The sequence below is a fragment of the Bacillus sp. ChL18 genome, assembly GCF_026241425.1.
Classification (GTDB): domain Bacteria; phylum Bacillota; class Bacilli; order Bacillales; family Bacillaceae; genus Bacillus; species Bacillus velezensis.
On sequence record NZ_JAPHWE010000001.1, the window covers coordinates 1,045,570 to 1,070,385 of the forward strand.

Sequence of the window (24,816 nt, forward strand, 5' to 3'; positions counted from 1 at the left end):
GATGTCAAGTTATGTGTAAAAAATGTTGGGTATGCCTATGGGTCCTTGCTTTATTATTGAGTTGCTTCACTGGGAAGTCTGCGTATGCTGCCAGCACTCCAATTGCAAAACATGTTGGGAATTCAAATCCGCTTATAGACCATCATTTGGGAGCAGATCCGTTTGCGCTGACCTATAACGGAAGAGTCTACATCTATATGTCAAGCGATGACTATGAATATAACAGCGACGGAACGATTAAGGATAATTCATTTGCCAATTTGAATAAAATATCCGTCATATCTTCAGCGGATATGGTGAACTGGACAGATCACGGAGCGATTCCCGCAGCGGGTGCCAATGGGGCGAATGGCGGCCGGGGGATTGCCAAATGGGCAGGAGCATCATGGGCCCCGTCAGCCGCGGTGAAAAAGATCAATGGTAAGGATAAATTTTTCCTTTATTTCGCAAACGGCGGCGGAGGTATCGGGGTTCTCACTGCAGACAGCCCGACCGGCCCATGGACAGATCCGATCGGAAAAGCGCTGGTAACGCCAAATACGCCAGGAATGTCCGGTGTTGTATGGCTTTTTGATCCGGCAGTATTCATAGATGATGACGGTACCGGTTACCTATATGCCGGCGGAGGCGTTCCGGGCGGTTCAAATCCAACGCAGGGGCAATGGGCCAATCCTAAAACAGCAAGAGTCATGAAATTAGGTCCTGATATGACCAGTGTTGCTGGAAGTGCATCGACCATTGATGCGCCATTTATGTTTGAAGACTCAGGGATGCATAAGTATAACGGAAAATATTACTATTCCTATTGTATCAATTTCGGGGGCGCGCACCCCGCCGATAAACCTCCAGGTGAGATTGGCTATATGACCAGCTCAAGTCCTATGGATTCTTTTTCGTATAGAGGGCACTTTCTGAAAAATCCGGGAGCATTTTTCGGAGGTGGCGGGAACAATCACCATGCTGTTTTCAATTTTAAAAACGAGTGGTATGTGGTGTATCATACTCAAACTGTCAGCTCCGCTCTTTACGGGGCCGGCAAAGGATACCGTTCTCCCCATATTAATAAGCTTGTGCATAATCCAGATGGCTCCCTGCAAGAGGTAGCGGCAAATTTTGCAGGTGTCAAACAGCTATCCAACTTGAATCCATATAACCGGGTAGAAGCGGAAACGTTTGCCTGGAACGGACGGATTTTGACAGAGGCATCCTCAGCACCCGGCGGGCCGGTCAATAATCAACATGTCACAAACATTCATAACGGAGACTGGATTGCTGTTGGAAATGCAGACTTCGGCTCAGGCGGCGCCAGGACGTTTAAAGCAAATGTAGCGTCCGCTAGAGGCGGAAAAATAGAAGTGCGGCTAGACAGTGCAAACGGTAAGCTTGTCGGAACCTTGAATGTCCCTTCGACAGGCGGAACGCAATCCTGGAGAGAAATAGAAACTGCGGTAAGCGGCGCATCCGGTGTTCACAACGTATTCTTTGTATTTACGGGAACTGGTACAGGAAACTTGTTTAATGTTGATTACTGGCAGTTTACACAAAGATAAGCAAAGGGTGACAAAGGTACGTTTTCTTTGTCCATAAACGACATATGAAGGAGAGGGAAAAATGATGTCGAGCGTAAAAAAAACAATTTGTGCATTATTGGTATGTTTCACAATGCTGTCCGTCATGCTCTTAGGACCGGGAGTTACTGAAGTTTCAGCAGCGAGTGATGCGACAGTTAATATATCTGCAGATAGACAAGTGATTCGCGGTTTTGGAGGAATGAACCACCCGGCTTGGATTGGAGATTTGACTGCGCCTCAACGGGAGACCGCTTTTGGCAATGGACAGAATCAGTTAGGTTTTTCGGTCTTAAGAATTCATGTAGATGAAAATAGAAACAATTGGTACAAGGAAGTGGAGACTGCAAAGAGTGCGATCAAACATGGAGCAATCGTTTTTGCTTCCCCTTGGAATCCGCCAAACGATATGGTTGAGACTTTCAATCATAATGGTGACACATCAGCTAAGCGGCTGAGATACGATAAGTACGCCGCATACGCGCAGCATCTTAACGATTTCGTTAATTTCATGAAGAGTAATGGTGTGAATCTGTATGCGATTTCTATGCAAAACGAGCCTGATTACGCTCACGAATGGACATGGTGGACGCCCCAAGAAATCCTGCGTTTCATGAGAGAGAATGCCGGTTCCATTAATGCCCGCGTGATTGCGCCGGAATCATTTCAATACCTGAAAAATATATCGGACCCCATTTTGAACGATCCGCAGGCGCTTAGGAATATGGATATCCTCGGAACCCACCTGTACGGCACTCAGGTCAGTCAGTTTCCTTATCCTCTTTTCAAACAAAAAGGAGGAGGGAAAGAGCTATGGATGACGGAGGTATACTATCCGAATAGTGACAACAATTCAGCGGATCGCTGGCCTGAGGCTTTAGGTGTTTCAGAGCATATTCACCATTCAATGGTAGAGGGAGATTTTCAAGCTTATGTGTGGTGGTACATCCGCAGATCATACGGCCCTATGAAAGAAGATGGAATGATCAGCAAACGCGGATACAATATGGCTCATTTCTCAAAATTTGTGCGCCCTGGCTATGTAAGGATTGATGCAACGAAAAATCCTGAACCGAATGTGTACGTGTCAGCCTATAAAGGAGACAATAAAGTCGTGATTGTTGCCATTAATAAAAATAACACAGGGGTCAACCAAAACTTTGTGTTGCAGAATGGAACTGCTTCGCAAGTATCCAGATGGGTCACGAGCAGCAGCAGCAATCTTCAGCCTGGAACGGATCTCAAAGTAACGGACAATCATTTTTGGGCCCATCTTCCGACTCAAAGCGTGACAACATTTGTTGTAAAGCGTTAAAGGCATCAGCATCGCAATAAGCCAATTTTCTTACTCAAAAAAGAAAATTGGCTTATTTTCTTTGGGAGAGAAGTGTTGATTTTTTTAACGATACATGGACATTGGGTATAATAATGACAATGACTTCAAGGAGTGATCAATATATGTCACGGCTTCACAGCAAAGTATTAATCATAGACGACGAAAAAGAAATTTTGGAACTGATCAAAACCGTATTAATAAGAGAAGGCATTGATCGCGTGATCACCGCTTCGACTGCCCGTGACGGATTGGCTCAATTTCATCAAGAAAATCCCGATCTTGTGATATTGGATATCATGCTGCCAGACGGTGAAGGCTATGATATCTGCAAGCAAATAAGAGACATTTCACACGTTCCTATTATCTTTTTGTCTGCAAAGGGGGAGGAAACGGATAAAATTGTAGGACTTGCCATCGGCGGGGACGACTACATTACAAAACCCTTCAGCCCTAAGGAAGTTGCATATCGAGTCAAAGCGCAGCTGAGACGGGTCTCTTACTTACAGCCTTCTCAAACCGGAACCGTGATAAAAAAAGGACCATTTGAATTAAACCAACAACAAGCCGAGCTCACCAAAAATGAAGCGGCTATTGAGTTAACACCTAAAGAACTTATGCTTATGACCTATTTTCTGCAGCATCCCAATCGGGTGATCAGTAAAGAAACACTCTATCAAGCTGTATGGGGAGAAGATTTCTTCGGTTCTGACAACACGGTGATGGTTCATATACGCAGGCTCCGTGAGAAAATAGAAAACACCCCATCAAAACCAGACTTTCTCGTCACTGTGAAAGGGTTAGGCTACAAATTTGCTGTAAAGGATGCGTAAGGATGAATTGGCGATTAACAGGCAGATATATGGTCTCTGTCATTATCGTGACCATCATTACAGTCTTCATTAATTTATTTATTTTTATGTTTTGGCTCGTTTTCCAGGCGAACAGCCAACATGACGAAGAAAGTACACCGGAAACTTTCACAAGATCATTCCGACAATATGTCACGTTATCGAACAATGGTATCACAGTAAACAAAGAGGGCCAAAAAGCTTTAAAAGAGCAGAATGCATGGATTCAAATATTAGATGAAAACGGACAGGATGTTTATCATGATAGAGAACCTAAAGGACTGAAGAAAAAATATACGCCTATTGAAATTGTAAATTTACATAAATATAAGGATGAACAATTATTATCAACCATTTACGCCGGCGGAAAAAAAGTAAACGGCAAGGAGTACAGTTACTTTATAGGGTTTAAAAATCCCTCTCTCGGAAAATATGTCCTCTCATATGATACCAAGGAATTTGTGACGAAGTTCAATGCAGGGACCATCATATTATTATCAATAGATGCATTGATCGCGTTACTCATTGGCTATCTATTCAGCCGGCAGCTCACAAAACCGCTCGGCCGTGTCATTCAAGGAATCCAGCGGTTAGCTAATGGAGATTATACGATCAAAATGAAATCCAAAGGCATTTATAAAGATGTCTTCTATAATGTCAATCATTTATCGGAACAACTATCTTCAAGCAAAAAAGAAAAAGATAAATTAGAGCAAATGCGTGAAGAGTGGATCAGTCATATTTCTCATGACATTAAAACACCATTAGCATCTATTCAGGGCTATGCAGAAATCATCCAAGATCCAAATTACCATCTCACAGTCGAACAGATCAGAGAGTACGCCCAGATCATTGAGAGTAAATCCCTCTATATGAAAGATGTGATGGAAGATTTAAATTTAACGACAAGGCTGAAAAACAACGATGTGATGTTACATACAGAGCAGGTAAACCTTGTATCGCTGCTGCGGGAAACGTTAATTGATATGTTAAACGATTCTAGATATGAGGATAAGTCCATTGAACTTCAAACGAACCTGGAAAAGCTGATGCTGAACCTTGATGCGATATTGATTCGGAGAGCGGTCACGAATCTCATTTTAAATGCCCTCGTTCACAATGATCCCGATGTGAAGATCGTTGTACAGCTTGAACAAAAAGAACGGACTCATGTGACAATTAAGGACAACGGCAAAGGGATAGAAGAAGAGGAGCTGGAAAAAGTGTTTGATCGCTATTACAGGGGCACAAATACAGGAACGACGCATGCAGGCTCTGGTCTTGGAATGGCCATAGCAAAGGATATTATCCAAAAGCACGGAGGGGACATCACCATTCAAAGCACCGCGGGAGAAGGGACAACGATAGATATACAATTATCATAATGGCTATACAAAAAAACGGTTCTGTTGATTAATTACAGAACCGTTTTTTCCTATTGTTCCGAAAACACTTTGATTCCTTTGACAATGTTCCAAATGAAAAAGTAGATCGCCACAAGGAATGTAACAGCATACGTCGCAAGCAGGAAAGGCCCGGCGTGCCTGATGTCATTCATACCAAGTAAACCTGAAGCGATGATGCCAATTACAAAAATCAAATAAGGAATCAGATGCGTCCATAAAGATTTTTTCGCATGATATTTCACATCGTCCTGACCTAAGAAATAGACGATAATCGGAAACAGAAACGGCGCAAAAAATATACTGAAGTAACATAATGAAGACAAAATTTTATTTTCTCTCAAACCTTTTCACCTCTATGATTTATTGAAGGGGGAATTCTTCTGGCTGAATCCCTCACTGAAGTACAATCTTATTGTACAACTCCAACCTTAACCCGTATTAATCCGAACCTTACATCAACCTTAAATTAACAAGGACGGGCAAGGGCTCGTCTTCTTACAGCAATCATAAGATTCAATGCCATATTGAGACTCATCACATTCAGCGTGTCTACGTTGGAAATAAATTTAATTTTTCGATTCGATTGAAAAATGACGTGTAAAGTCCCGATTCAGTCCGATTTTCTTTGTACTATATGTGTCAAGTGTGTCTTATTCAATAGAGATAGAGCAAATTGACAGGCTTTTACACCTCCTAAAAACAAGAAATTAGGTTGATAGACAATCATGAGAAAGATTTTTACAATGAGTTCGAGCTCATAAGAAAGAGCCAAAATGATGCGAAGGAGGAAAAGATCAGATATGAAACGGTCAATTTCTATTTTTATTACGTGTTTATTGATTACGGTATTGACAATGAGCGGCTTGCCAGCTTCACCGGCATCAGCAGCAGGGACAAAAACGCCAGTAGCCAAGAATGGTCAGCTTAGCATAAAAGGTACACAGCTCGTAAACCGAGACGGCAAAGCGGTACAGCTGAAAGGGATCAGCTCACACGGATTGCAATGGTATGGCGATTTCGTCAATAAAGACAGCTTAAAATGGCTGAGAGACGATTGGGGCATCACCGTTTTCCGCGCGGCAATGTATACGGCAGACGGCGGTTATATTGACAACCCGTCTGTGAAAAACAAAGTGAAAGAAGCAGTTGAAACAGCAAAAGAACTTGGGATATATGTCATCATTGACTGGCATATCTTAAATGACGGCAATCCAAACCAAAATAAAGAGAAGGCAAAAGAATTTTTCAAGGAGATGTCAAGTCTTTACGGAAACACGCCAAACGTCATTTATGAAATTGCAAATGAACCAAACGGTGACGTGAACTGGAAGCGTGATATTAAACCGTATGCGGAAGAAGTGATTTCCGTTATCCGCAAAAATGACCCCGACAATCCCATCATTGTCGGAACCGGTACATGGAGCCAGGATGTGAATGATGCTGCCGATGACCAGCTAAAAGATGCAAACGTCATGTACGCGCTTCATTTTTATGCCGGCACACACGGCCAATCTTTACGGGATAAAGCAAACTATGCACTCAGTAAAGGAGCGCCTATTTTCGTGACGGAATGGGGAACAAGCGACGCGTCTGGAAATGGCGGTGTATTCCTTGACCAGTCGCGGGAATGGCTGAATTATCTCGACAGCAAGAAAATCAGCTGGGTGAACTGGAATCTTTCTGATAAGCAGGAATCATCCTCAGCGTTAAAGCCTGGAGCATCTAAAACAGGCGGCTGGCCGCTGTCAGATTTAACTGCTTCAGGAACCTTCGTAAGAGAAAACATTCGCGGCAACAAAGATTCAACGAAGGACGGCCCTGAAACGCCAGCACAAGATAATCCCACACAGGAAAAAGGCGTTTCTGTACAATACAAAGCAGGGGATGGGAGTGTGAACAGCAATCAAATCCGCCCGCAGCTTCACATAAAAAATAACGGGAATACCAAGGTTGATTTAAAAGGTGTCACTGCCCGTTACTGGTATAACGCGAAAAACAAAGGCCAAAACTTTGACTGTGACTACGCGCAGATTGGATGCGGTAATCTGACCCACAAATTTGTGACGCTGCATAAACCTAAGCAAGGTGCAGATACCTATCTGGAACTGGGGTTTAAAACAGGAACACTGTCACCGGGAGCAAGCACAGGGAATATTCAGCTTCGTCTTCACAATGATGACTGGAGCAATTATGCACAAAGCGGCGATTATTCCTTTTTCCAATCAAATACATTTAAAACAACGAAAAAAATCACATTATATCATCAAGGAAAACTGATTTGGGGTACAGAACCCAATTAGTTAAGCTTTAGGCGGACATCAGCAACGATGTCCGCTTTTATCATCTGTTGTTAGCAATCTCAAGAAAGCCAAGGAGTAGATATGATTCACTGAACATATGATGTAATGAAAAGCGTTTGTAGCGCAATGTGTGTATTTCACATCTGCCACTTTTATTACTTAAGGGGGAACAAGAGAATGAAAAAGTATGACGCATTTCCAGAGCCAATTGGCGGCTATACTGTCGGCCGAACCCAGATGGATTTTGAGTACACGGCATCAGATCATGCAAAAAGAGAACTGACGGCGTTTGTGTACTATCCGTCCGACAGCAGCGAAGGGAAGACTACATCAGCGTACATGTTTCCTGAAGTCTGCGAAATGCTTGATGAGCAGACGCTTCTCACTGCGTTGAAGGATGCTTACTCTATAGATATCAAGACCCAATGTTACGACGGCCTTGCTCTCTCCGGGATGGAAAAACGCTATCCAGTGTTATTTTATGTTTGCGGCGGGGGCGGTTCTCCAGAATGGGGTACAGTGATCTGTACAGACTTGGCAAGCATGGGATATGTTGTGGTAAGCATCGGCCATCAGAATAGCACGATGTATAAGCGTAAAGATGGGCGCCTGTTTAATATATCAAAGGATTTTTCGGATGTTATTATGGCGTTTTCTGAAGATCCGGAGATGATGGCGTTGGCTGGTAAGATGGAGATGCGTCCTGACGACGAAACTGCCATTGAGATGTGCCAAAACGTGCTTACACTGCCGATACTTGACAAGTTAACAAAGTATAGTGAATTACAGGCAGAAGATGTAAGGTATGCAGCCGATTGTCTTGTCAAATTGGACTCTGGAGAGCTGAATTCCATCTTTAAGGGCAGATTGTTGCTTGACATCGGTATTGGCATAGTCGGACATTCTTATGGAGGGGCTACGACGGCGATTGTTTGCCGGGACGACGACCGGTTCGCCTGCGGGATTGGCTTGGACAGCGGTGCGTTCGGCCTTCAGGGCAGCGACATCAAGAAACCCTTCTTGCTGCTGTTTTCTGAACCGAACTATAACATGAATGCGATCATTGGCGCTAACAATAGCATGGATACCTATTATTTCTCTGTTGATCGTGCTGCGCATTTAGATTACTGCGACATCGTGTTTACCAGTGTGAATGAGGAACTTAGAGGCGAACGGGATGCCATGGAGATGCGAAATCTTGTTACAGACTATACGAAGAACTTTTTTGATCATTACATATATGACCAATTTATTAAGGACGTAGAGGTTTTTTAATATTACCTTACAAAAAGGGGATGCTCTTAGAATATGAATCCACTTTTATATTCTCTTCACAATTTCTAGTTTACATAATATATATTCTAGGAAGTTAAACAAAGAAATGAATTATACGTCTCGTAAATCAAGTATACTTTAGTTATTGAGACAGAAGAGAAATTTATAACGAAATAACCGTACATTGTGTTATTGCAGTCATTTCGTTACATGTATAAAAATGTTTCCAGCGTTAGGTTTAATTCAGCTTTGGCCTTTACCCGGAATGAGATCATTTTTAGGGACAGAAATAAAAAAACCATGTCTGGTAATACTTTGCCGCATCTTCCCTGCATTTTTCCGGCGATTTTTTCGCATCGGCTCCCCACATATGAGCAAGTATGACAGCCGCCAGCCCGAGCACCCCCGCAAAATAAAATCCGGCTCTGAGCCCCAGCCAATCATTAAAAAATCCTGCGACCAAAGGTCCTCCGAAAATACCGAGTGCATAAAGCACCTGGTATGCCCCGTCGATGTTGCTCTCATGTCTGCCGAAACAGACTCAATCGACTTTCCAAGCAGCAAAGGAAAAATAATGCCGAGTGAAAAACCTATTAAAACCTGAACGATATAAAGCGCCAGCGGGCTGACGGTAAAAGGAATGATAAAAATAAAAACGGCTACGAGTAAATAAAACAGCTTTAATGTTACCCGTTTCCGCACCTGCGAACTAATGTTCTTATCACTAGCAGAGCCAGTGCGTGCGTAGTCATAAACGAAAAGACAACAAGCTGATTTCTTTCTCGCCGTTGTGAAGCCAAACATTGCGGTCGTTTTCATTTCGCGAATCATGAAAGACAGGCAAAGACCGAGGCCGCTCCCGATCCAAAATGCCGCGTCCCATCCTCATTCACTGACAAATAACCGCTCATGCTCATCCCTTGAACAGACGGCTCTGCAGCTTGTTATTTGCTTCGGTTACCTGCGGAAGCATGAGTGATCCGATAATGCACAGTTAAAAATTTCAGTCCGAACAGCCACATATGATGAACGGCCTTCAGGCTGGTTTCGCTCTGGGCTGAAATAAGAAATGTCTCTGCCAGCGGAAGATGACACGCCCCCCATTTCGTCTGCAGATAAATCCCTTCATCACCCGCTCCGCTTTTTCGCCGTCTGCTTGTCAAAATAAGATTCTGCTTACGCGCATAAGGTTTTAAAATGCCCGTCATTTGGCCGTACGGCAGCGGAAGAGAGATATTCATGTATCCTTCCCCTTTTGACCTGTACGCTGAATACAGCGCAGTAAAAACGGTTTCCTGCTTTTCATTTGTTCTGATCCACGCACGGACATTTTTTCTGCCATCTTTGTCAGAGTCAACTCCTATAATATCACTGTGCATGATATACCAATCCGGATTCATGGACAGGTGAATCTGCCCCGCTCTTCTGCTGAACGGCTCGTACATGCGCGCGAACGGACGAAACCATCTGCTCCACGTCACTTTTGCCATGATGTCATAATCAATTGTCTCTTCATAAAAGGAAATAACGGCCGGCGCCAGTTTTTCAGTTGAAAAGTCTTCAGAATGCAGTTCTCTCAGCTGATCCAGAAGGCCGGTATAATGGATGTCATTTGCTGCATGAATATCAGTCAAAAATTCTTTGCCTATCGTTTTCTTCCCGTAAATACGGCTGAACGTTCTTTCACTGCCCTCATCAAACGGTCTCGGATTTTCCAACCTCCACCCCGCCAAAGCCGGCAGGATAACGCCGAATGCATTGACGGCCCCGTGAATCCAAATCATCTGGCTGATCGTGAGCGTTGCCTCCTCGCGGTAGACACCGTACGAATATATCAAAGAAAAAGCAATTGTGATCATTAAAACAGCCGAAGAACTCCTGATCAAGACCCTTCCTGTTTTCGTAACAAACGGCGCCGTAAAGACGAGATATGCATTTACATACAGACCCGCCAGATACAGAGCGACAGCAATCACATCAAGTGTCTTTGAAAATGTAATCCCCAAGGCAATAAGGATCGGCGAAATCAAAATAATGACCGTGCTCCACTGGTAAAGTTCGCGTTTCTCCCGTATGATCCTGCCAAGCAATCCGTTAAAGATCGGAATGAGGAAAGCGGAATAGTGAAAGTGCACCGCCGTCAGCAGAACGATAAGCGGGCCGAAATTCATGACGGGAATCTCAAGGACATATGCGAAGAACCAGAATCCGCCCCCGGCCAAATAAATGAAACCCGCCATAACAGACATCTCTTCTGTTCTGTGAATATTTGTTTTCATCAGCCGCCGGACAGCATACAGTGCCAGCCCAAGCGTATAAATGAGCCACACAAAGGCAAAAAAACTGAAGTCTGTGACAAGCGCAAGCACCGCACATAAAGCGGCAACAGGATAACTCCGTAATAACACATTCTCTAAGGTCTTTGACGGCCGAAAAGCAAAATCGAATACAGCGGGAACGAAAAAAAGTACAGAAAATAAAACAAACGTCTCAGCAGCTGATATATGCGGAGCTTCAGCCGCCGCAAATCCCAAAAAGCAAATCACGCTTACCATGAGATAACGCTTCAGCATGTTTCTCCCTCTGTTTCCCGGAAAGTCCCCCGGTAAGAGAAAAGCGTGCCGAGTATCCGGTTTTTCACATGAACCTTTATGCTGAAGCAATTCATTTCCTCATCATAAGCCTCATAAACGGTTGAACTGCCGCACAGCCATGCCGGAAGCGGGATTTTCTTTCCGCCTATCAGGAGCCACTGCCTTCCGGATGTAATAACAAGCCCTCCGTCTGAAGACGCTTCTAAATGCAGTTCAGACAGTAGGATGTGAGGTTTGCCGAAGTAATCAAGAATTCTGTTTTCCCGCTCATCATATTCCATGACCGCATCAAAAAAACGCGTTTTGCCTTTAAAGAAAAAGGTACGGTTCCATTCTACGCCATTTTGCCTGTTTTTGTTTTCGATAGTGAAAGGGATATCGTTTCCCCTCTCTGAGAAAAAACATCTGAAAAAAACACCTGTCTTTAAAAGCATTCTGACAAGAAAAGAACCTCCCTTTATTTCTGACATAACGCCTTCTCCGCAAAACGTGCGTGATCCGTCAAATCTGTACCGTTTCTGCAGCATCGGGTGCAGTGATTGATAATGAGTAATCGCTTTTTCATACATTGAATCCGTCATTTCACTTCTCTCTTTCGTTTTGTATGCCAGGCGCTCGGCAGCTTGAGCTTAAGAATCATGCCGGCTATTGTAAGTACTCCTAATGAGATCACGAATCCGCCGTCGGAATATAGCAGTGCCGTTACACAAAAGAAGACTGACTGCCCGGTGTGAATCAGCCACTTTCTCCGCATGGGAAGCAGCCATAATACCCCTAACCCTGTCTCCAGCGCTCCCCTCACGATCTCTGCATCGGCACAGCCATCATGAAAGCCTTGAAAAAACCAATACAGACTGAATACGAGACACATAAAGACATAGACAAATCCGAAACGGACTGATATCTTCGGATGTCTGTTTTGTTCTATCCAAAGCCGCAACGCATCAAAGCTCCATGCGGTAGCCCAGCTTAGCAGAGGACGAAATAAAAAACGGTCTATCCAACTTCCCGGCAGACCGCGGGCCGTTACATATTGATATTGAGTCAAAAATGCGGTTTGTCCGTTATCCCGCTCTATATACTTCCAGTAGCCCCTGCCTTCTTTTATAAGTGACAGCGGATGAGCAGAGGCAAAAGCGAGTGAAGACACTCTTTCTGACGAGCGAGACCTTATGTCACCTATTGATTCGCCCGTGCCGGATACCTTCAGCCCAAAACCGATTCGTGTTTCATATAGAAATCTCTGCGGTTCATCTGGCAGCCTATGAAGATATGTAATGTCAGAAAAACGCAGATCCCATTCCTTATGAAGATGCGGGTTTTGCGTATATTCCCAAAGCGTTTCTATATCAGATGCAATATTGATTTCGACATATATCGGCTTCTGTTTCATGCTCCCTCCTCTTCCCTTCTTTTGTAAACAATTCCTATATTATCATAGGAACAGATCAAGCGGCAGAACGAAAAGGCCATCCCGTTATCGGCAGGACAGCCTCAGTGGCTTTGATGACTTATGAATAAGGTATCGTGTCTTTTTTATCTTCAGAAGCGGGTTGAATGATAATCGGACGCACGAAACGGATTACCGCAGCCGAGGCCAAAACGGCTAATCCGCCTGCAAGCAAAAACGCCCCCGAGAATGATCCGCTTTTATCCGCGATAAAGCCGGTTAAAGCAGGCCCGATAATACCGGCCGTGTTTGCAAGAAAATGCATAAAGCCGCCGACTGACCCGACATTCCTTTGATCAACCACATCATGAATGACCGCCCAATAGATAGAGCCCGTTATATATAAAAAGAAGACTGATAAAGCAACGAGAATAACGGCACTTACGGTAGTGGTAACAAGTCCGGCAAATCCGATCAGTACAGCGGAAGCGAACAAACAAGTGACAAGAATGACTTTCCGTGAGAACAAAACCCCTTTTCCGGCGGTTTTTTTGAATACATAATCAGAAATCATTCCGCCTGCCGCCAAACCGATAAATCCAAGAATCCAGGGAATAACAGTCACCACGCTCATAAATTCAACACTTAAACCGCGTTCTTTCACCAGATAGCTCGGAAACCATGTTAAGAAGAAAAATAAAATGTAATTGTAGGCGAAAAAGGCAAACGCCGTGAAGAGAACCGTTTTTTGTTTCAAATAAAAGGTCATCGGGATATGCTGCTCATGTGACTGAATCTCCGTTTTCATTGCCGGGGCGTCTTCCGTCGGCGCCGGCCGTTCTTTGGCAAATTTAAACCAGATGACCGCCCAGACTAAACCGATGATCATGATCAGGACAAAGGAAACCTTCCAGCTGAACGCCACAGCAATCATCCCGACAATCGGGCCGGAAATCGCTCCGCCGAGCGGCGTGCCGCTGTTTGTCAGGCCGATGACCGTGGCGCGCTGAGACGGAGGAAACCAATTGTTGACCATTTTGCTTATGGCAGCCGACAGCGGCCCCTCCCCCATACCGAATAAAACACGGATAATCAAAAGACTTACAAATCCGAAAGCAAGCGAAACCGCTCCGCTGAAAAGAGACCAAACGATCATCGCCGTACACAATGTCAATTTAGCCCCGTACCGGTCAGATGCAACACCGCCTAGAAAGTTAAACACAGCGTATCCGACAGAAAAACTGCTGAAAATCAGCCCCATTTGGGTTGCCGACAATGTGAGATCCTGCTGTATGAACGGCGCTGCAATAGACAGCGCTGAGCGGTCTAAATAGTTAATCACCCCGGCTGAAAATAAAAGAAGAATAATAGGGAATCTATCCTTTGAGAACATAAAATCCCCCTCTCATCATTTCATAATATTCAGACATTTGAATTGCCGGAGTAAACCGGTTTATGCAATGAAACCGGTTATCCGGATTGTCTTGCGAGCAGCGCCGGTTTATAGCGGTGAATCCGTTTTTCACCGCCATCTTTTTCTTGTACCTGGCGAAGAAGAAGGCTTCCCGCTTTTCGCGCCATTTCTGCCGCAGGCTGAACGATCGTCGTAATCGGAGGAGTAAAAAAACCCGCAAAAGGAACTTCATCAATCCCGATGACGGCAGCCTTATCCGGAATTGTCATATCATGCTCCTTCATATACTTCAGCACCTCAACAAGAACGATATCGTTTGCCGCCAATATCGCTTTCGGAGGCTCCTCAAGTGAGAACAGCTCTGACAAAACATTGGAAATATCAGCCGCATCGGCTGTTTTGATATATTCGTTCCGCACCATCATTCCGTGGCGGTCAAGCGCCTTCTTATACCCTTCAATCCTTTCTACCCTCGGACTGATTTCCCGAATAATGGACGTCGTAATAATCGCGATTCTCTTAATGCCGCTTTCGATAAACCGGTCAACGGCAAGACCGGCTGCATGATGGTTATCAAGCATCACTGTCGGAATCCCGAGTTCTTCAATGGTTCTGTCCATAAACACGACCGGAAACGTATCGCGTTTCATCTTTTCATATAAAGAGAGATTTTCGCCCGTCGGAAAAATAATAATTCCGTCCACCTGCTTGGCCCTGAGCATTTCAATATATTTCTTTTCTTTTTCCGGTTCATCATCCGCATTGCAGACAATAATATGAAATCCTTGTTCATGAAAATAGTCTTCAACCGCCCTGATGACCTGAGTGGAAAAGGTGTGAAGAATATTAGCCACCACCACACCTACCGTAAATGTTGATTTCTGTTTTAAGCTGCGGGCGACGAAATTCGGCTGATAGTTCAGCTCTTGAATAGCCGCTTCTATTTTTTGTTTCGTTTTCTCGCTCATATAGTCATAGCGCTGATTTAAAAATTGAGATACGGTGCTTTTAGATACGTTTGCATATTTCGCCACATCAGAAATTGTAATGGTTTTCATAGACTCATCCCCGTCTGTCCTCATTTTTCACTAGTATAAGTCAGAAGTAAATGGTTTACAATCTGACAGGGACAGGGATTCTGTCACACTCCGGAATAAGCCATAAAACCTCCGTCGACGGGAACGGTGACCCCGGTGACAAAGCCTGAGCATGAATCATCCGAAAGCCACAGGAGCGTTCCCAGAAGGTCTTCCGGTTTCCCGAAACGTTTCATCGGTGTATGTGCCATAATCTTATTGGATCGGTCTGTCAGACTTCCATCTTCCTGTAATAACAACCCACGGTTTTGCGCAGTCAAAAAGAAACCCGGAGCGATGGCATTCACCCGCAGCCCTTTTTTTGCGAAATGAACAGCCATCCACATCGTAAAATTCTGAACCGCCGCCTTGGCCGCGCTGTAGGCGGGCACCTTTGTCATCGGTGTATACGCACTCATAGAAGAAATATTAATAATCGCGGGACATTCCGCCTTCAAAAGGTCTTTTCCAAACACTTGCGATGCCAGAAATGCACCGGTAAAGTTGGTTGAAAATACGCTGGAAAACCCCGTTTCGTCCATATCAAAAAAGGATGTGCCCTGCTCATCCTCTTCATACGTCTCACTGGCAGTGATTGCATCAGGGTGGTTTCCCCCGGCTCCGTTAATTAAAAGATTGACAGAACCGAACCGGCTGATAATCTCGTCTTTTGCCTTTTCGAGCGAATCACGGGCTGAAACATCAGCCGGTACAGAAACCGCGGTTCCTCCAGCGTCAGCAATCTCGCCCGCCGCACGCTCTGCTTTATCAGCATTCCGGCTGACGATCGCAATTTTCATCCCCTGCCGTGAAAGCTCCTTTGCCATTGCTGAACAGAGAACACCGCTCCCGCCTGTTATGACAGCGGTTCTTCCTGATAAACGTTCATGAATCGGTCTCATCTCTTCACCCCTTTCTCATGAAACGAGAACGCATCCCACAGTCCGTTCAAGTACATAATTCCTAAGGCACGATCATATAAACCATAACCCGGCCGGCATTGTTCGCCCCAGATATGACGGCCGTGATCAGGCCGTATATATCCTTTATAGCCTTGGCCGTGCAATTCTTTTACCACACCGGTAATATCAATGGACCCATCACTGGTAAGATGCGAAGTTTCCTTAAAATCACCGTTATCGCAGATTTTCACATTTCGTATATGGGCAAACGGCGCAGCTCCCGCATAGTGTTTGGCGATCTTAACCATATCATTGGCGGGATCCGCTCCCATCGAACCCGTGCATAACGTAATACAGTTGGCGGGTGAATCCGAAATCTCTCGCAGCTTTTCATAACTTTTCTCACCGGTGATAATACGGGGCAGGCCAAAAATTGACCAGGGCGGATCATCCGGATGAATGGCCATTTGAATGCCGTGTTCCTCTGCTACAGGAAGGATTTCATGTAAAAAGAACTCAAGATTGGCCCAAAGCTGTTTTTCACCGACCGTTTGATAGGCCTCAAACAGTTCCTTGATCCGGGCCATTTTCTCCGACTCCCACCCGGGAAGCGTCAAATCAGAAGATTCTTCAACCGTGCGGATCAGTTCCTCCGGAGGGAGACTTTCCACTTTCGATTTTTCAAAAAACAAAGCGGTTGACCCATCCTCCAGGGCGCGGAACATATCGGTACGCGTCCAGTCAAATATCGGCATGAAATTGTAACAGATGACTTTCACGCCGAATTCGGACAGATTGCGAATGGTCTGTTTATAGTGCTCAATATATTGTCCGCGTTCTTCATGACCGAGTTTAATGGCTTCATGAACATTCACGCTTTCCACGACCTCTGCATGAAACCCATAGGATTGAATGAATCTGACTTCCGCTTCAATGTCCTCCTTTTCCCATACATCGCCCGCGGGCTTCTGGTGAAGAGCCCAGACGATGCCTTTGACCCCGGGAATTTGTCTGACATGTTCAAGAGTCACCGTATCATTACCTTGGCCGTACCAGCGAAACGTGATATTCATGTTACACCCCTGTATATTCGTTTTTTCGGCAGACGTATTCTTTGCTGAGGGATACGGCAGCTTCATAGCCGCCCTTTTGATATGCTTTTGTCAAGTCGCTTCCCACACCGACCGCGACCGCTCCGGCAGAGAGCCAGTCATTCATGCTGTTTAATGAGATACCCCCGGTCGGCATAATGCGGACATTCGGCAGAGGGCCGTTGACCGACTTGATAAATGAAGGGTCAAACGAATTAGCGGGGAACAGCTTTACCACATCACATCCGGCTTCGAGCGCCAAAGCCATATCAGACACGCTCATGCATCCCGGAAGATACGGTACGCTGTACTGGTTGCATAGAGATGCTATCTCTTTTACAAAATGAGAGCTGACGATAAATGAGGCGCCTGATAAAATGGCGTGTCTCGCCGTTTCTGTATCCATTACAGAACCGGCTCCAAGAAGAATATCTTGATGCCGGAGTTCCTTAAAGACATCTTCCACTTCAGGAGTTGTGTATGTAAGCTCAATGGCGCTGATACCTCCTGAAATGGCCGCTTTTGAAACTTCAAGCGCCTCTTGACTGTTTTGTCCCCTTATGACAGCCACCACTTGTGCATGTAGAAGTTTTTCGTAAATGGCGTACTTAGGCAGCATTCTCGCTCCTCCTTTAATCAAACGTAATGATTGCTTTTCCCGCCTTGCCCGGGTGCTGTTCGATCAACTGAAATGCTTGATGGACGTCATCTGCTGAAAATGTATGTGTAATAAGACCGCCGTGCGTTAACAGGCCTTTATTCAGTAAGTCTGTAATGTACGGAAACTGATTCGTCTGCAATCTTGAACCGGTTATCGTGACTTCCTTTTTTGTGATCGGAAGCTGAGAAATGCCGGCAGTCCTCTCATCAAAACCAAGCACAACCACATGACCGGCCGGAGACACCGCGTCAATGGACGTTTCAAACGTTGAGGGGAGACAGACGGCATCAATGACAACATTGGCGCCTTCATTTTCTGTCCATTCGTTCACTCGCAAAACGGGATCTTCTTTTTGCGCGTTGACGGTAACGTCCGCACCGTTTTTTTCAGCGAATGCCAAGCGTTCATCATTCAAGTCGGTTATCATGACGGAAGCGCCTTTGAACTTTGCCATTTTTAATATGCAGATTCCGATCGGTCCCGCTCCCTGAATCAAAACGGTATCTTCCTTCTCGACACGGCCTCTCCAAACGGCCTGGGCGCCGATCGTATATGGTTCTGCCATGACCGCTTCCTCCCAGGGCAGATCGGGGGAAACGGCATGCAGCTGCTTTTCCGGAACCACGATATATTCCCGCATCCCGCCATCTTCATGAACGCCGAACACCGAAAGCGCTTTGCAGACGTTCGGACGTCCTTTCCGGCAGGCATAGCATGTTCCGCAATAAGATATCGGTTCAACTACTACGCGGTCACCCGGCTTGAAACGCCGGACATGAGAACCGGTCTTTGCGACAGCCCCTGTGACTTCATGTCCGATTACTCTCGGCAGGGACGCTAACGGATTTGTCCCATGATAAATATGCAAATCTGATCCGCAAATTCCGACCCGCTTCACCTTGACAAGAACATCATCCGCATGGACAACAGACGGTTTCTCACATTCCGTCACTACCAGATCAAATGCTTTCCGTACTAGAACCGCTTTCATTTTCTCACCCGCTTTTTAAGTTGTGCTTGCTACCGTTCAATCACAGTCTCTTTGTTTACAAATGACAGAACCTCTTCTAGATAGGGAAGCCCTTCATTGTCACCGGAAACTGTGGTGACGAGCGCACCGACCGCATTGGCAAACTCCAGACGTTTTTCCGGTTCAAAACCATGCAGATAACTGTACAGGTAGCCGGCATTAAAGCCGTCACCCGCTCCTACCGTGTCAACAGGCGCAACTGGGAAAGCCTCTTTGTGAACCCACTTATGATCATGATACAGCGCAGAACCTGCTTCACCGTCTTTTATGACGAGCTGACTGATTGAATAGGTCTCTGCAAACCGGGCTAATGCTTCATTTTCCCCTATACCTGTCAGCTGTTTCATTTCGTCCCGGCCCGCCAGAAGAATATCAGTATGCGGAAAGATTTGATGAAATGCCGCACGCGCCTCCTCAATCGTCCACAGCTTCAGCCTGATATTCGGATCAAAAGATACGGGAATCTTTCTTGCTTTGGCGATGGAAAGCACCCTTTCAGCAATTTCAAGATTTTTCTTATCAAGCGCGAGGAACACACCGGTAAGATGAACGATGTGAATGCCGTCAAACATATTCTCTGTTATATCTTCCGGTGCAAGAGTCAGAATTGGTGAATTGAAACGGTAATAAAACGTCTTGCCTGAACCGTCATTTCTGATCTCTTTGACATTTAAAGATGTAGGAAAGCCTTCAACATAGGAGACGTCAGTCACATCAATTCCTTCTCCTCTGGCAAACTGATAAATCACTCTGCCGAACTCATCCTTCCCCAGTCTGCTGACCCACTTTGAGTGCAGATTCAACCTGGCGCATGCAATCGCAAAATTCAGTTCAGCTCCTCCTGCTTTTCGTTCAAAATGGGTAACAAAACGCAAAGGCCCTGTGCTTGCGGGATTTAAGGTGATCATCGCATCACCGATCGTAAAAATGCCATAATCAGAAGCCACATCAATACTCCTTTCTTTTAAGACTAAATCGGTTTGGTAAACCGGTTTAGTAAAACTTTATATGAAAACCCTTACACGCGCAAGAGAAAAATTACAGTAAATTCAAAAAAATCTGTTTTCAGTAAAAAAACGGTTTTTCACATAAAAAAACCCCTCACAGCAAAATGTAAGGGGTTTTTGAAAATTGTATGCATGTTTCCTCAGTTAGCAGTCTTACGTTCGGGGCTTGTACCTTCTTCTTCCGCCCATGTTTCAATATGCTTGAGCTCCGGAGTATTCTCGGCTTTGAATACAGGATCAAGACCTTTTTTGCGCTGAGCGGCATAATCCTTATAGATCTTGTAGGCTACATTACTCAGCAGTAAGATTGCCACTAAGTTAATGAGAGCCAAGAGTCCCATAAACAAGTTTGCCATGTCCCAGACGATCTGGAAGTCAGCCAAACATCCGTATACCACCATTACGACAACGAATACGCGATAAATATTAAGCCATGTTTTGCTTGTTTTAATAAATTCAATATTCGTTTCACCATAGTAATAGTTGCCGACAACTGAACTGAATGCGAATAAAAACATCGCAATCGCAATAAATGTCGATGCCCAGCCGCCGAGGTGGTGCTGCAGTGCGGCTTGCGTCACTTGGATGCCGTCGCCTTTAGGCGTAAAGCTGTACAATAAAATGATAAAGGCAGTCGATGTACAAACGATAAATGTATCAAAAAACACGCCGAGCGTCTGAATTAATCCCTGCTTAGCCGGATGCGTCACATGTGCAGCCGCTGCGGCATTCGGCGCGCTCCCCATACCCGCTTCGTTTGAAAACAGGCCGCGCTGCGCTCCGATAATAATGATGCTTCCTAAGCTTCCGCCGACGATCTGCTCAAGACCGAACGCATTTTTCACAATCGCAGCAAACAGCTCAGGTACCGCCGTAATATTTACAATCACGACATACAGCGCAAGCAGAATATACAGTCCCGCCATAACCGGAACGATTAATTGCGAGACGGAAACAACACGTTTCAGACCGCCGAATATAATGAAAGCCGTTAATACAGCTAAAATGATTGCGATAACTGTTTTATTCACATGGAATGCTTCGTCAAACGCGACAGAAATCGTATTTGACTGCACAGCGTTAAAGATAAGTCCGAAAGAAACGGTAATCAATACGGCGAATAAAATACCGAGCCAGCGGGCGCCCAGTCCCTTTGCCATGTAATATGCCGGACCGCCGCGGAATTCGTCACCGGAACGCACTTTATACAGCTGCGCCAAGGTGCTTTCCACAAAGCTGGAAGCCATACCGACAATCGCTACGATCCACATCCAAAATACTGCGCCGGGACCGCCTGTTGCAATCGCCAGCGCGACGCCGGTCAAGTTTCCGGTTCCGACACGAGAAGCGGCCGAGATAAAGAATGCCTGCATTGAAGACACTCCTTTATTTCCTTGCGGCTTCTCCCCGACAATTCTGAACATTTCAATAAAGTATTGGAATTGAATAAAGCGAAAACGGAACGTAAAGTACAATCCGATCCCGACTAAAATATAAACAAGATACTTCCAAATAAAATCATTTGGAACATTTATGATTTCACTGATGAAAGCCTCCATGTTTAACCTCCCTTTTACATATCTTTTACTGTCATTTTTGCTGCATATGTTAGATCTTTTAACATAACGAGTATTATTATATCACAACAACAGTGGTTGAGAAGTTTTTTTAGGAAAATGTTTCGGTTTCTTCATCACGTCTTTTGCTGTCATGCCCCGTTTTTTATCTTACAGCCCGAAAAATGTTGTCACGTCTTAAGGAATGCGTGCATATCATAACAAATAGGTCTTTAAGAAAAAAGAGATGAAAAGATGGATGGAATGGTATATACTTAACCAGGATAATAATTTTTTAAATTTAATAAATAGGTTTACTTTACATTTAAATTAGGGTATTATAATAAAAATATTCAGACTTATGAAGGGGGGAGAACATTTGAAAAAAATCTTGTTTTTAAAAGCTTCTATTTTATTTTTAGCGATTGCAAGCTTTCATTTGCTCTCCATTCCCCATGCGTTTGATACTGCTCATCATTTTAAAGCGGTAGCCGACCAGCAGGAAATGCACGAAATGAAGGCCGGCCAAAATGCTGATGATGAGAAAAAATCGCTGACGGGCTCATATATCTTGACGGCGCTTTTTGCCGCTTCTGTCTCACTGATCGTGATATCAGACAGGAGACGCCCCGCTTCCCGGAGAAGACAGCGAAAGAAAAGCTTTTTAATCGCTAAATTTTATCAGTCCTCGTATTTCGATGAGCTTCATGTTCAACATCGCCTATCTATGTAACATAAAATGAGGAGGTTGTTAAACATGTTGTTTATCTTACGAATGGTGATTTTAGGGTTATTTTCATTCACCGCATTGAATTTATTTGTATGGCAGGGAATCGAAGTCATTCACGCTATCACTGACTTATTCGGCAACCATGAAAGCTAAATAGTAAAACCTCCGCTCAATGAGCGGAGGTTTTTTTTATTTTATTTTTACTCTTAAACATCAGACGCAGGGATACGCCATACATCTGTTACCGGCCCTGTCTCATCTTCATCGGTAAAGAAGGAACCGTTGCTGTATCGGTCATTCGCCCGCAAGGACTTCACGGCGATTTCGATTCTCTCGCCTTTTTCTGTTTCCGCAGCGATCATGTCGGCCAAAGCGCATGCGAATACGCCGACAACACGATGCGGGTTCTTTTTAAGCTCACGCAGCATGATGACACCGCGCTTCGCTCTGGATGTTTTTTCGAATTCAGATAGGTTCATCCGCTTGATTGCTCCCCGCTGTGTGACAAGGACAAGCGAATCTGTCTCATGCAGGATTTGTCCTGATACGACGGTATCACCGTCTTTTAAATTTATGCCCTTTACGCCGGCCGCACGGGCACCGACTACATTTACTTCATCTTCACCGAACCATAAACCGTACCCGAGGCGGGTGGCGATAAACAGCTGGCTGCCGCCGTCTGTGACATGAACATCAATGAGCTCGTCGTCCCCTTTAAGGTTAAGGGCAACAAGCGCTTTCGAGTAACGCTGCGCTTTGTAATGCGTCATTTCAGTTCTTTTCACCATGCCGTTTTTCGTCATAAACAATAAATATGAAGATGGATCAAATTCTTTTACCGGTATAGCTTTCACGATGGTTTCATCACGGTCAATCGTGATGATGTTCGTTACGTGCTGCCCCATGTCTTTCCACCTGATATCAGGAAGCTGGTGAACCGGACAATAAACATAGCTTCCCTTATTGGTAAAGAGCAGGAGAACATCCGTTGTATTCATTTCAAATTGGTGAATCAGCCTGTCAGTATCCTTCATACCGAAATCCTGGCCGTTAGAAGCGGCAAATGACCGCTGGCTTGTTCGTTTTACATAGCCGTCTTTTGTGACTGTCACATATACGTCCTCAGAGGCAACCATGACTTCAAGATTGATTTTAATTTCCTCAATCTTTTCTTCAATGACAGACCGTCTGCTGTCAGCATAGGTCTTTTTCAATTTTTTCAGGCTGCTTGTAATGACTTTTAACAGCTTTTTATCATGACTTAAAATGGCTTCGAGCTCCTGAATTTTCTTGCTGAGCTCTTCCGCTTCCTCTTTTAACGCCGTAATATCCGTGTTTGTCAGACGATACAGCTGCAAGGATACGATCGCTTCGGCCTGCGGCTCCGTAAATGCGAATTTAGACATTAAGTTTTGCTTCGCATCTTTCTTGTCGCTGCTTGCCCGGATGACGGCTATGACCTCATCTAACACAGACAGCGCCTTCATCAATCCTTCAACGATGTGGTGCCGCTCTTTTGCTTTTTGCAATTCAAAGACGGAGCGGTTTGTCACCACTTCCTTCTGATGGGAAATATACGCATCCAGGATGGCCGTAAGACTCATCAGCATCGGCCGGCGGTTATGTATGGCGACCATATTAAAGTTATATGTTGTCTGCAGATCAGTGTTTTTATATAAGAAATTCAGGATGCCTTTTGCATCGGCTTCTTTCTTTAACTCAACGACCACCCGAAGCCCCGTGCGGTCAGTTTCATCCCGGACTTCAGAAATACCTTCGACTTTTTTGTCTATGCGGTATTCGTCCATTTTCTTTACGAGATTGGCTTTGTTTACTTCAAACGGAATTTCTGTAATGACGATCTGCTCCCGTCCGCCTCTTACGGATTCCACTTCAGCCTTGCCGCGGATAATAATTTTGCCTTTACCGGTTTCATAAGCCTTCCGAATGCCGTCGACTCCTTGAATAATGCCTCCTGTCGGAAAGTCAGGACCTTTAATCACCTGCATCAAGTCATCGACGGTGCAATCCGGAGATTCAATCCGTTTAATGACGGCATCAATGACCTCACCCAGATGATGAGGGGGAATATCAGTCGCATAGCCTGCCGAAATCCCGGTTGATCCGTTGACAAGCAAGTTAGGGAACATGGCCGGCAAAACAACCGGCTCTTTACTTGTGTCATCAAAGTTCGGTACGAATTCAACCGTATTTTTATCAATATCACGCAAAAGCTCTGATGCGATAGAAGATAATCTCGCTTCCGTATAACGCATGGCAGCCGGCGGATCACCGTCAATGCTTCCATTGTTGCCGTGCATCTCAATCAGCACATTCCGCACTTTCCAATCCTGGCTCATCCGCACCATCGCTTCGTAAACGGAACTGTCACCGTGCGGATGATAATTACCGATAACGTTTCCGACCGTTTTCGCCGCTTTACGGAAATTTTTATCGAATGTATTTCCGTCTGCGTGCATGGCGTATAAAATTCTCCGCTGCACCGGCTTTAAACCGTCACGAGCGTCGGGCAGCGCCCTGTCTTGAATAATGTATTTACTGTAGCGTCCGAAACGGTCGCCGATTACTTCTTCTAACGGTAAATCATGAAATAATTCTGGCTGTGCCACTA

Annotated in this window: 22 protein-coding genes; 8 read left to right on the forward strand and 14 right to left on the reverse strand. The window is 44.9% G+C overall.

Going from position 1 to position 24,816, the window contains the following annotated elements; all coding sequences use genetic code 11:
- The first annotated feature begins 11 nt into the window (after window positions 1-11).
- From OQ477_RS05175 to OQ477_RS05190, 4 genes are all read left to right on the forward strand, one after another.
- Window positions 12-1,550: a glycoside hydrolase family 43 protein gene (locus OQ477_RS05175; protein ID WP_265971639.1), complete on the forward strand. Its 1,539-nt coding sequence runs from the start codon at window positions 12-14 to the stop codon at window positions 1,548-1,550.
- A 61-nt stretch (window positions 1,551-1,611) separates the two neighbouring features.
- The gene (locus OQ477_RS05180; protein WP_265971640.1) at window positions 1,612-2,883 is read left to right on the forward strand and encodes a glucuronoxylanase; all 1,272 of its coding nucleotides are present in this window, start codon (window positions 1,612-1,614) and stop codon (window positions 2,881-2,883) included.
- 143 nt (window positions 2,884-3,026) lie between these two features.
- Window positions 3,027-3,734, forward strand: a complete 708-nt coding sequence (locus OQ477_RS05185; protein ID WP_044802970.1) for a response regulator transcription factor — start codon at window positions 3,027-3,029, stop codon at window positions 3,732-3,734.
- 2 nt (window positions 3,735-3,736) lie between these two features.
- Window positions 3,737-5,137 (forward strand): sensor histidine kinase, encoded by a 1,401-nt coding sequence (locus OQ477_RS05190; RefSeq protein WP_265971642.1) that lies wholly within the window; start codon window positions 3,737-3,739, stop codon window positions 5,135-5,137.
- Window positions 5,138-5,187: 50 nt separating this feature from the next.
- On the opposite strand, the gene OQ477_RS05195 is transcribed toward OQ477_RS05190, so the two are convergent.
- Window positions 5,188-5,499: a DUF4870 domain-containing protein gene (locus OQ477_RS05195; protein WP_014418041.1), complete on the reverse strand. Its 312-nt coding sequence runs from the start codon at window positions 5,497-5,499 to the stop codon at window positions 5,188-5,190.
- A gap of 459 nt (window positions 5,500-5,958) precedes the next feature.
- On the opposite strand from OQ477_RS05195, the gene OQ477_RS05200 reads away from it, so the two are divergent.
- Window positions 5,959-7,458 (forward strand): cellulase family glycosylhydrolase, encoded by a 1,500-nt coding sequence (locus OQ477_RS05200; RefSeq protein ID WP_265971644.1) that lies wholly within the window; start codon window positions 5,959-5,961, stop codon window positions 7,456-7,458.
- A 177-nt stretch (window positions 7,459-7,635) separates the two neighbouring features.
- Window positions 7,636-8,733, forward strand: a complete 1,098-nt coding sequence (locus tag OQ477_RS05205) for a choline esterase (RefSeq protein WP_323054498.1) — start codon at window positions 7,636-7,638, stop codon at window positions 8,731-8,733.
- Window positions 8,734-8,976: 243 nt separating this feature from the next.
- Here the strand turns inward: OQ477_RS05205 and OQ477_RS05210 are convergent, their stop codons facing one another.
- The 12 genes from OQ477_RS05210 to OQ477_RS05265 all read right to left on the reverse strand — a co-directional run bounded on the left by OQ477_RS05210 (window position 8,977) and on the right by OQ477_RS05265 (window position 21,457).
- Window positions 8,977-9,552 carry a hypothetical protein gene (locus OQ477_RS05210; RefSeq protein ID WP_265971645.1) on the reverse strand — a complete coding sequence of 192 codons (576 nt, stop codon included), beginning with the start codon at window positions 9,550-9,552 and terminating at the stop codon, window positions 8,977-8,979.
- 125 nt (window positions 9,553-9,677) lie between these two features.
- On the reverse strand, window positions 9,678-11,306 hold the full coding sequence (locus OQ477_RS05215; protein ID WP_265971646.1) for a YndJ family protein: 1,629 nt from the start codon (window positions 11,304-11,306) through the stop codon (window positions 9,678-9,680).
- On the reverse strand, window positions 11,300-11,908 hold the full coding sequence (locus tag OQ477_RS05220) for a DUF4166 domain-containing protein (RefSeq protein ID WP_043867165.1): 609 nt from the start codon (window positions 11,906-11,908) through the stop codon (window positions 11,300-11,302). The genes OQ477_RS05215 and OQ477_RS05220 overlap by 7 nt, the downstream gene beginning before the upstream one ends.
- Window positions 11,905-12,720 carry a hypothetical protein gene (locus tag OQ477_RS05225; RefSeq protein ID WP_265971647.1) on the reverse strand — a complete coding sequence of 272 codons (816 nt, stop codon included), beginning with the start codon at window positions 12,718-12,720 and terminating at the stop codon, window positions 11,905-11,907. Before OQ477_RS05225 ends, OQ477_RS05220 begins: the two co-directional genes overlap by 4 nt.
- A 118-nt stretch (window positions 12,721-12,838) precedes the next feature.
- Window positions 12,839-14,110, reverse strand: a complete 1,272-nt coding sequence (locus OQ477_RS05230) for an MFS transporter (protein WP_265971649.1) — start codon at window positions 14,108-14,110, stop codon at window positions 12,839-12,841.
- Between the two features lie 77 nt (window positions 14,111-14,187).
- Window positions 14,188-15,189, reverse strand: a complete 1,002-nt coding sequence (locus OQ477_RS05235; protein WP_265971650.1) for a substrate-binding domain-containing protein — start codon at window positions 15,187-15,189, stop codon at window positions 14,188-14,190.
- A gap of 83 nt (window positions 15,190-15,272) precedes the next feature.
- Window positions 15,273-16,109 (reverse strand): SDR family oxidoreductase, encoded by an 837-nt coding sequence (locus tag OQ477_RS05240; protein ID WP_082998072.1) that lies wholly within the window; start codon window positions 16,107-16,109, stop codon window positions 15,273-15,275.
- Window positions 16,106-17,182, reverse strand: a complete 1,077-nt coding sequence (gene uxuA, locus OQ477_RS05245) for a mannonate dehydratase (RefSeq protein WP_265971653.1) — start codon at window positions 17,180-17,182, stop codon at window positions 16,106-16,108. The genes OQ477_RS05240 and uxuA overlap by 4 nt, the downstream gene beginning before the upstream one ends.
- 1 nt (window position 17,183) lies before the next feature.
- The gene (locus OQ477_RS05250) at window positions 17,184-17,819 is read right to left on the reverse strand and encodes a bifunctional 2-keto-4-hydroxyglutarate aldolase/2-keto-3-deoxy-6-phosphogluconate aldolase (protein ID WP_012117658.1); all 636 of its coding nucleotides are present in this window, start codon (window positions 17,817-17,819) and stop codon (window positions 17,184-17,186) included.
- Window positions 17,820-17,832: 13 nt separating this feature from the next.
- On the reverse strand, window positions 17,833-18,852 hold the full coding sequence (locus OQ477_RS05255; RefSeq protein WP_265971655.1) for a zinc-binding alcohol dehydrogenase family protein: 1,020 nt from the start codon (window positions 18,850-18,852) through the stop codon (window positions 17,833-17,835).
- Window positions 18,853-18,881: 29 nt separating this feature from the next.
- Window positions 18,882-19,838 (reverse strand): sugar kinase, encoded by a 957-nt coding sequence (locus OQ477_RS05260; protein WP_032875057.1) that lies wholly within the window; start codon window positions 19,836-19,838, stop codon window positions 18,882-18,884.
- A 200-nt stretch (window positions 19,839-20,038) separates the two neighbouring features.
- Entirely contained in the window at window positions 20,039-21,457 is a 1,419-nt protein-coding gene (locus OQ477_RS05265) for an alanine/glycine:cation symporter family protein (RefSeq protein ID WP_224181760.1), read from the reverse strand.
- A gap of 376 nt (window positions 21,458-21,833) precedes the next feature.
- On the opposite strand from OQ477_RS05265, the gene OQ477_RS05270 reads away from it, so the two are divergent.
- Complete coding sequence (locus OQ477_RS05270; RefSeq protein ID WP_003153956.1) at window positions 21,834-22,187, forward strand: hypothetical protein; 354 nt, start codon at window positions 21,834-21,836, stop codon at window positions 22,185-22,187.
- A gap of 24 nt (window positions 22,188-22,211) precedes the next feature.
- The gene (locus OQ477_RS05275; RefSeq protein WP_007410313.1) at window positions 22,212-22,337 is read left to right on the forward strand and encodes a hypothetical protein; all 126 of its coding nucleotides are present in this window, start codon (window positions 22,212-22,214) and stop codon (window positions 22,335-22,337) included.
- Between the two features lie 53 nt (window positions 22,338-22,390).
- Here OQ477_RS05275 and parC read toward each other — a convergent pair whose 3' ends face one another.
- Complete coding sequence (parC, locus tag OQ477_RS05280) at window positions 22,391-24,814, reverse strand: DNA topoisomerase IV subunit A (RefSeq protein ID WP_038458139.1); 2,424 nt, start codon at window positions 24,812-24,814, stop codon at window positions 22,391-22,393.
- Between the last annotated feature and the right edge of the window lie 2 nt (window positions 24,815-24,816).

Bases quoted from the DNA above. Each gene is read 5' to 3' on its own strand.
- OQ477_RS05200 (WP_265971644.1), top strand. From the start codon at position 5,959: ATGAAACGGTCAATTTCTATTTTTATTACGTGTTTATTGATTACGGTA.
- OQ477_RS05205 (WP_323054498.1), top strand. From the start codon at position 7,636: ATGAAAAAGTATGACGCATTTCCAGAGCCAATTGGCGGCTATACTGTC.
- OQ477_RS05265 (WP_224181760.1), bottom strand. From the start codon at position 21,457: ATGGAGGCTTTCATCAGTGAAATCATAAATGTTCCAAATGATTTTATT.
- OQ477_RS05250 (WP_012117658.1), bottom strand. From the start codon at position 17,819: ATGCTGCCTAAGTACGCCATTTACGAAAAACTTCTACATGCACAAGTG.
- OQ477_RS05215 (WP_265971646.1), bottom strand. From the start codon at position 11,306: ATGCTGAAGCGTTATCTCATGGTAAGCGTGATTTGCTTTTTGGGATTT.
- OQ477_RS05255 (WP_265971655.1), bottom strand. From the start codon at position 18,852: ATGAAAGCGGTTCTAGTACGGAAAGCATTTGATCTGGTAGTGACGGAA.
- OQ477_RS05240 (WP_082998072.1), bottom strand. From the start codon at position 16,109: ATGAGACCGATTCATGAACGTTTATCAGGAAGAACCGCTGTCATAACA.
- OQ477_RS05230 (WP_265971649.1), bottom strand. From the start codon at position 14,110: ATGTTCTCAAAGGATAGATTCCCTATTATTCTTCTTTTATTTTCAGCC.
- OQ477_RS05185 (WP_044802970.1), top strand. From the start codon at position 3,027: ATGTCACGGCTTCACAGCAAAGTATTAATCATAGACGACGAAAAAGAA.
- OQ477_RS05275 (WP_007410313.1), top strand. From the start codon at position 22,212: ATGTTGTTTATCTTACGAATGGTGATTTTAGGGTTATTTTCATTCACC.
- uxuA (WP_265971653.1), bottom strand. From the start codon at position 17,182: ATGAATATCACGTTTCGCTGGTACGGCCAAGGTAATGATACGGTGACT.
- OQ477_RS05190 (WP_265971642.1), top strand. From the start codon at position 3,737: ATGAATTGGCGATTAACAGGCAGATATATGGTCTCTGTCATTATCGTG.
- OQ477_RS05235 (WP_265971650.1), bottom strand. From the start codon at position 15,189: ATGAAAACCATTACAATTTCTGATGTGGCGAAATATGCAAACGTATCT.
- OQ477_RS05180 (WP_265971640.1), top strand. From the start codon at position 1,612: ATGATGTCGAGCGTAAAAAAAACAATTTGTGCATTATTGGTATGTTTC.
- OQ477_RS05225 (WP_265971647.1), bottom strand. From the start codon at position 12,720: ATGAAACAGAAGCCGATATATGTCGAAATCAATATTGCATCTGATATA.
- OQ477_RS05210 (WP_265971645.1), bottom strand. From the start codon at position 9,552: ATGAAAACGACCGCAATGTTTGGCTTCACAACGGCGAGAAAGAAATCA.
- OQ477_RS05175 (WP_265971639.1), top strand. From the start codon at position 12: ATGTGTAAAAAATGTTGGGTATGCCTATGGGTCCTTGCTTTATTATTG.
- OQ477_RS05220 (WP_043867165.1), bottom strand. From the start codon at position 11,908: ATGACGGATTCAATGTATGAAAAAGCGATTACTCATTATCAATCACTG.